Source organism: Duganella callida (genome assembly GCF_004614165.1).
In the GTDB taxonomy this organism is placed as follows: domain Bacteria; phylum Pseudomonadota; class Gammaproteobacteria; order Burkholderiales; family Burkholderiaceae_D; genus Rugamonas; species Rugamonas callida.
Genome location: NZ_SPVG01000214.1, coordinates 1 through 5,273 on the forward strand (window position 1 = coordinate 1; position 5,273 = coordinate 5,273).

At 70.5% G+C, this 5,273-nt stretch carries 4 protein-coding genes and 2 pseudogenes; 1 reads left to right on the forward strand and 5 read right to left on the reverse strand.

What is annotated here, in order from left to right; all coding sequences use genetic code 11:
• Nucleotides 1-217: 217 nt before the first annotated feature.
• On the reverse strand, nucleotides 218-772 hold the full coding sequence (locus tag E4L98_RS21960; protein ID WP_135203680.1) for a carboxymuconolactone decarboxylase family protein: 555 nt from the start codon (nucleotides 770-772) through the stop codon (nucleotides 218-220).
• A gap of 91 nt (nucleotides 773-863) precedes the next feature.
• Between E4L98_RS21960 and E4L98_RS21965 the strand changes: the two are divergent.
• Nucleotides 864-2,137: pseudogene (locus E4L98_RS21965) on the forward strand (aspartate aminotransferase family protein).
• A 3-nt stretch (nucleotides 2,138-2,140) separates the two neighbouring features.
• Here the strand turns inward: E4L98_RS21965 and E4L98_RS21970 are convergent.
• The 4 genes and pseudogenes from E4L98_RS21970 to E4L98_RS30840 all read right to left on the reverse strand — a co-directional run.
• Nucleotides 2,141-2,995: a fumarylacetoacetate hydrolase family protein gene (locus E4L98_RS21970; RefSeq protein WP_135203681.1), complete on the reverse strand. Its 855-nt coding sequence runs from the start codon at nucleotides 2,993-2,995 to the stop codon at nucleotides 2,141-2,143.
• 31 nt (nucleotides 2,996-3,026) lie between these two features.
• The gene (locus E4L98_RS21975; RefSeq protein ID WP_229257507.1) at nucleotides 3,027-3,938 is read right to left on the reverse strand and encodes a 2OG-Fe(II) oxygenase; all 912 of its coding nucleotides are present in this window, start codon (nucleotides 3,936-3,938) and stop codon (nucleotides 3,027-3,029) included.
• 37 nt (nucleotides 3,939-3,975) lie between these two features.
• Nucleotides 3,976-4,599 (reverse strand): MFS transporter, encoded by a 624-nt coding sequence (locus tag E4L98_RS30835; protein WP_229257508.1) that lies wholly within the window; start codon nucleotides 4,597-4,599, stop codon nucleotides 3,976-3,978.
• Between the two features lie 64 nt (nucleotides 4,600-4,663).
• Nucleotides 4,664-5,164, reverse strand: a pseudogene (locus tag E4L98_RS30840) (MFS transporter); the annotation flags it as partial.
• Nucleotides 5,165-5,273: the final 109 nt, after the last annotated feature.

A 5,273-nucleotide genomic window follows, 5' to 3' on the forward strand; every position in this document is an offset into this window, starting at 1 on the left:
GCGCGCGCGCCGGTTGCGCGGCCAGCGTCTGCGGCGCCGCGTTCAGCGCGGCCGATGCCAGCGCCCCCTGCAAGAATCCGCGCCGCGACAGCACCGGCTGCGGCGCATCCTCGGCATCATCGACTGGATCGGACATACGCGCCCCTCCTGGCTATGGTTCAGCAGAGGGATTATCCGCAGCCGGGCCGGCCACACTGTGCGCTGGCCCACACAAGCCCTACTCCGGCAGCGGCGGCGCGGCCGACGCCGGCACCGCCGTCTGCGCCGCGTTCATCACCATCGCCAGAAACGTGTAGTAACCGTTGATGCCCATCAGATCCACCACCCCATGCTCGCCGAACGCCGCCAGCGCCGCCGCGTAAGTGGCGTCATCGACACGCTGCCGGCGGTGCAGCTGCAGACAAAACTCGACCACCAGCGCCTCGTCGGCCAGCAGCCCGTCCGGCCGCCGGCGCGCGGCGATGGCGCCGATCACCTCCTCGGCGATGCCGTACTCGCGCGCGATCGGCGCGTGGATCGCCCATTCCACCTGCTGGCTCCACTCGCGCGCCGTCACCAGGATCGCCAGCTCGGTCAGCCGCGTGCCGATCGCGCTGCGGTAGCGCAGATACTCGCCCATGCGCTGCGCCGCCGCCATCAGCTCCGGCGAGCGGATCAGCGGCACGAACGGCCCGTACAAGGCGCCGCGCGGGCCATCGATCACCGCCTGCGCCGCCACCTGCTGGCTGGCGCTCATCTGCGCGAACGGAATCGGTCCCAATCGATCTTCCATGCCCATCTCCTCAATCTTCGGCCTACATCAATAACGGCGCGCGCAATCGCGGCTATCGTCGGCAGTCTGCCCCTCACCGCGAAAGGACGCCATGAGCCACATCATCCACCGCAACCTGCGGCGCGCGCCGCCGGTCGCCGCGCGCGCCGCCGGCCTCACAGTCTACGACAATCACGGCCGCGCCTACCTCGACGCCAGCGGCGGCGCCGCCGTCTCCTCGCTCGGCCATGGCCACCCCGACGTGCTGGCCGCCATGCACGCCCAGATCGACCGCTGCGCCTACGCCCACACCGCCTTCTTCACCTGCGACGCCGCCGAGGAACTGGCCGACCGCCTGGCCAACGACGCCCCCGGCGACCTCGATCACGTGTACCTGGTCTCCGGCGGCTCGGAAGCGATGGAAACCGCGCTCAAGCTGGCGCGCCAGTACTGGCTGGAAGCCGGCCAACCGCAGCGCGCCACCTTCATCGCGCGCCGCCAGAGCTACCACGGCAACACCCTGGGCGCGCTGGCCGTCGGCGGCAACGAATGGCGCCGCGCGCCGTTCGCGCCGCTGCTGATCGACGTCCCGCGCATCGACCCCTGCTACGAATACCGCGGCCGCGCCGACGGCCAGACCACCGACGACTACACCGCCGCCCTGCTGCGCCAGCTCGAGGACACCATCCTGCGGACCGGTCCCCGCAACGTCATCGGCTTCGTCGCCGAAACCGTGGTCGGCGCCACCGCCGGCGCGGTGCCGCCCACGCCGGGCTACTTCCGCGGCGTGCGCCGGCTGTGCGACCAGTATGGCCTGCTGCTGATCCTCGATGAAGTCATGTGCGGCATGGGCCGCTGCGGCACGCTGTACGCGTTCGAACAGGAAGGGGTGCTGCCCGACCTGGTGGTGTTGGGCAAAGGACTGGGCGCCGGCTACCAGCCGATCGGCGCGGTGCTGGCGCGCGCCCACATCGTCGGGCGCCTGCGCGACGGCAGCGGCGCCTTCCAGCACGGCCACACCTACATGGGCCACCCGGTGGCGGCCGCCGCCGCGCTGGCGGTGCAGAAAGTGATACAGCGCGACACCTTCGCCGAGCATCGCACGTCGGCGACGTGCGCGGCCGCGGCCTGCTGGTCGGCGTCGAACTGGTGCGCGACCGCGTCAGCAAGCAGCCGTTCGCGCCGGCGCGCCGGCTGCACGCGGCCGTCAAGGAGGAAGCCATGGCGCGCGGCCTGATGGTCTACCCGATGGGCGGCACCATCGACGGCCGCCACGGCGACCACGTGCTGCTGGCGCCGCCGTTCATCGCCAGCGAAAATGAGCTGGCCGACATCGCCGGCCGCCTCGAGGAAGCGCTGTACTCGGCGCTGGCGCGCAGCGGCTAAGCCTTACTTCTTCACCGTCCAGGCGATGACCTCGGCCTGCTGCTCGCCCAGGCCGGCGATGCCCACGCGCACCCGGTCGCCCTTCTTCAGGTAGCGCTTGGGCGTGCGGCCCATGCCCACGCCGGGCGGCGTGCCGGTGGCGATCACGTCGCCCGGTTCCAGCGTCATAAAGCGCGACAGGTAGCTGACGATCTGCGCCACCGTGAACACCATGGTCGAGGTATTCCCGGTCTGCATGCGCTTGCCGTTCACCTCCAGGTACAGATCGAGATCCTGCACGTCGTACAGATCCTCGGGCGTGACCAGCCACGGGCCGACCGGGCCGAAGGTGTCGCAGCCCTTGCCCTTGTCCCACTGGCCGCCGCGCTCCAGCTGATACTCGCGCTCGGACACATCGTTGACCACGCAATAGCCGGCCACGTATTTGAGCGCGTCGGCTTCGCTGACGTACTGCGCGCGCGAACCGATCACCACGCCCAGCTCGACTTCCCAGTCGGTCTTCTTCGAGCCCTGCGGCAGCATGATCGGATCGTCCGGCCCGTTCAGCGCCGAGGTCGCCTTCAGGAACACGATCGGTTCCTTGGGCAGCGGCAGGCCCGATTCGGCCGCGTGGTCGGCGTAATTGAGGCCGATGCAGATGAATTTGCCCACGCGCGCCACCGGCACGCCGAAGCGCGGATTGCCGCGCACCAGCGGCAGCGCGGCGTGCGCCAGCTTCTCCAGCTTGCGCAGCGCCTTCGGCGCCAGCGTGGCCGCGTCGACATCGGCGATCACGCCGGACAGGTCGCGCAGCTTGCCCTCATCATCGATCAAGCCTGGTTTTTCTTTGCCTGGACGGCCGTAACGTACGAGTCGCATTCTTCACCCCGGTTAACAAGTCAGCGACATTTTAACCGTAGCGCTCCTGCCGCAGCCATTTGTTGGCGATGATCTTGGTGCCGCGCACCACCGGCGCGCCGCCGTGCAGGGTCTGGCGGTCCGGCTGGTGGTTGCTGTCGGTGTTGAGGAACCACAGCGCGCTGCCCTTCTTCGGGAACACTTCCAGCCCCAGGCTGGGGAACACCGTGCCGCCGCCGGCCTCCACATCGCACAGGTACAGCACGAAGGTGGCCAGGCGCTGGCCGCCGCGCAGCAGATGGCTGCGGTGGCCGGCGCTGTCCGGGTCCAGCCAGTCGTAGTGCGGGCGGTATTCCTGGGTCGGATCGTACTTTTGCAGCTGGAACGGCTCGCTGCACTCGGGCGACCAGTGCGCCAGCGCCGCCAGCCGCCGGTCGATGCGCTCGGCCACCTCGGCCTCGCCGCGCTGGATGAAGGCCATCTCCGAGGTGCGGCCCTCGTGCACCACGCTGGCGCCGTCGCCCTCCGAGGTCACGGTCGAGCGCGTGTAGCGGCTGCCGCAGTGGGCGATGATGGCGTCGCACTCCTCGTCGCTCATCACGTTGCCGAGCAGGATCACCTGCGGCTGCTTGAGCACGAACAACACCTCCACCTCGCGGTCGGGCGTGGCGATGCGATTGCTGCTGGTATCGATGTACGGCAGCTCGCGCGGCGCCGTGAACGCGCTGCCGGCCGTCGTCGCGGCGTCGGCCGCCTCGGCCGCCAGCCCATTGGCCGCGGCGCCGCCAGCGCGGATGCGCAGCGCCTCGTCGATCGAGGCGCGCGCCACCGCCATGCTGTGCTGGCCGGAACGGGCCATGCTGTTGGCCATGTCGAGCGGGCTGCAGCCGCGCTCCAGGTTGTCCATGATCCAGGCCTGCCAGGTCTGCGGCAGGGTGGCGAACACATGTTGGGTATCAGTCATCGCAAGCAAGTACCGCTGTCGGAATCGGAACCCCATTCTACCGGATTGCCGTGCGCCGCCGCGCAAACCAGACGAGCCCCGGCAGCTGCAGCAGCACCAGCACCAGGAAGGCGCTGCGGTAGGCCTCGGCCGGATAATGGCCAAGCGCATCGGGCCGCCAGCAGCCGACCAGCGCGCCGAAGCCGGCCTGCACCGCGAACGCGCCGGCGAAGATCAGCAGGTTCAGACAGGTGGCGGCGCGCCCCGTCAGCGTGCCCGGCAGGCTTTGCGCGACGATGGTGTACTCGATGCCGGTCACCGTGCCGATCAGCGTGAACAGCACCGACAGCAGCTGGTAGCTGGGCCGCCAGTCGAGCACAAAGCCCAGCTGCACCAGCACGAACAACGCCACGCCCATCGACGCCACGCTGGCCGGCCGCATGCCGCGCCGGCCGGCCCACTCGGTCACCATGCCGACCGCGATGGCGCCGAAGATCACCGCCGCCATGCCCAGGTACAGCAGGTAGCCGACCGCCTCCTCCGTGAAACGCGCCACGTCGCTGAGCCAGCGGCTGATCCACAGGCCCTGGATGCCGAAAAACACCGTGTGCGGCAGCAGCACCAGCGCCGTGGTCTCGCGGAACGCCGGATGCCGGTACACCTGGCCCAGCCCCGCCAGCAAGGCCGGTTGGCGCCCGCCCGGTGCCGCCGCCCAGGCAGCGGATCAGCACCCCGGTCAGCGCGGCCGCCAGCGCCAGCCAGAGGAACAGCCCGCGCCAGTCCATGTAGTGCAGCGCCAGCCGCACCGGCAAGGTGGCCGCCGCCGCGCCCAGGCCGCCGACGGCGATCAGATAGCCCTGCACCGACGGCAAGCGCGACGGCGCGATCCAGGTCGAAATCGCCTTCACCGCCGCCATGAAGCAGCCGCCCAGTCCCAGCCCCATCAGCGCGCGCGCCGCCAGCAGTTGGGCGAAGCTGTGGCCGCCGGCAAACGCCAGCGCGCCGACGCCGGCCAGCAGCAGCATCGGCAACTGCACCCTGGCCGGCCCCCAGCGGTCGAGCGCGATGCCGACCGGCAGCTGGGCCAGCGCGAACGCGAGGAAAAACGCGCTGGTCAGCAATCCCAGCTGGCCCGGCGTCAGCGCCAGCGCCGCCACCAGCTGCGGCGCCAGCGTCGCGTTCACCGTGCGCAGCAGGCAGGACAGGAAATGGCCCAGCGCGAACGGCAGGAACACCAGCACCAGCATGGCCCGCCCGGACAGCGGCGGCGCCGCGCCAACACCGGGCGACGGCACCGGGCGGGATGCCAACGCCTGCACGGGTGGGTGCACCGTGCGTGGCGCGTCGGCGCACGGC

Coding starts and splice junctions, on each gene's coding strand:
- E4L98_RS21970 (WP_135203681.1), bottom strand. CDS start 2,995: ATGCGACTCGTACGTTACGGCCGTCCAGGCAAAGAAAAACCAGGCTTG.
- E4L98_RS21960 (WP_135203680.1), bottom strand. CDS start 772: ATGGAAGATCGATTGGGACCGATTCCGTTCGCGCAGATGAGCGCCAGC.
- E4L98_RS21975 (WP_229257507.1), bottom strand. CDS start 3,938: ATGACTGATACCCAACATGTGTTCGCCACCCTGCCGCAGACCTGGCAG.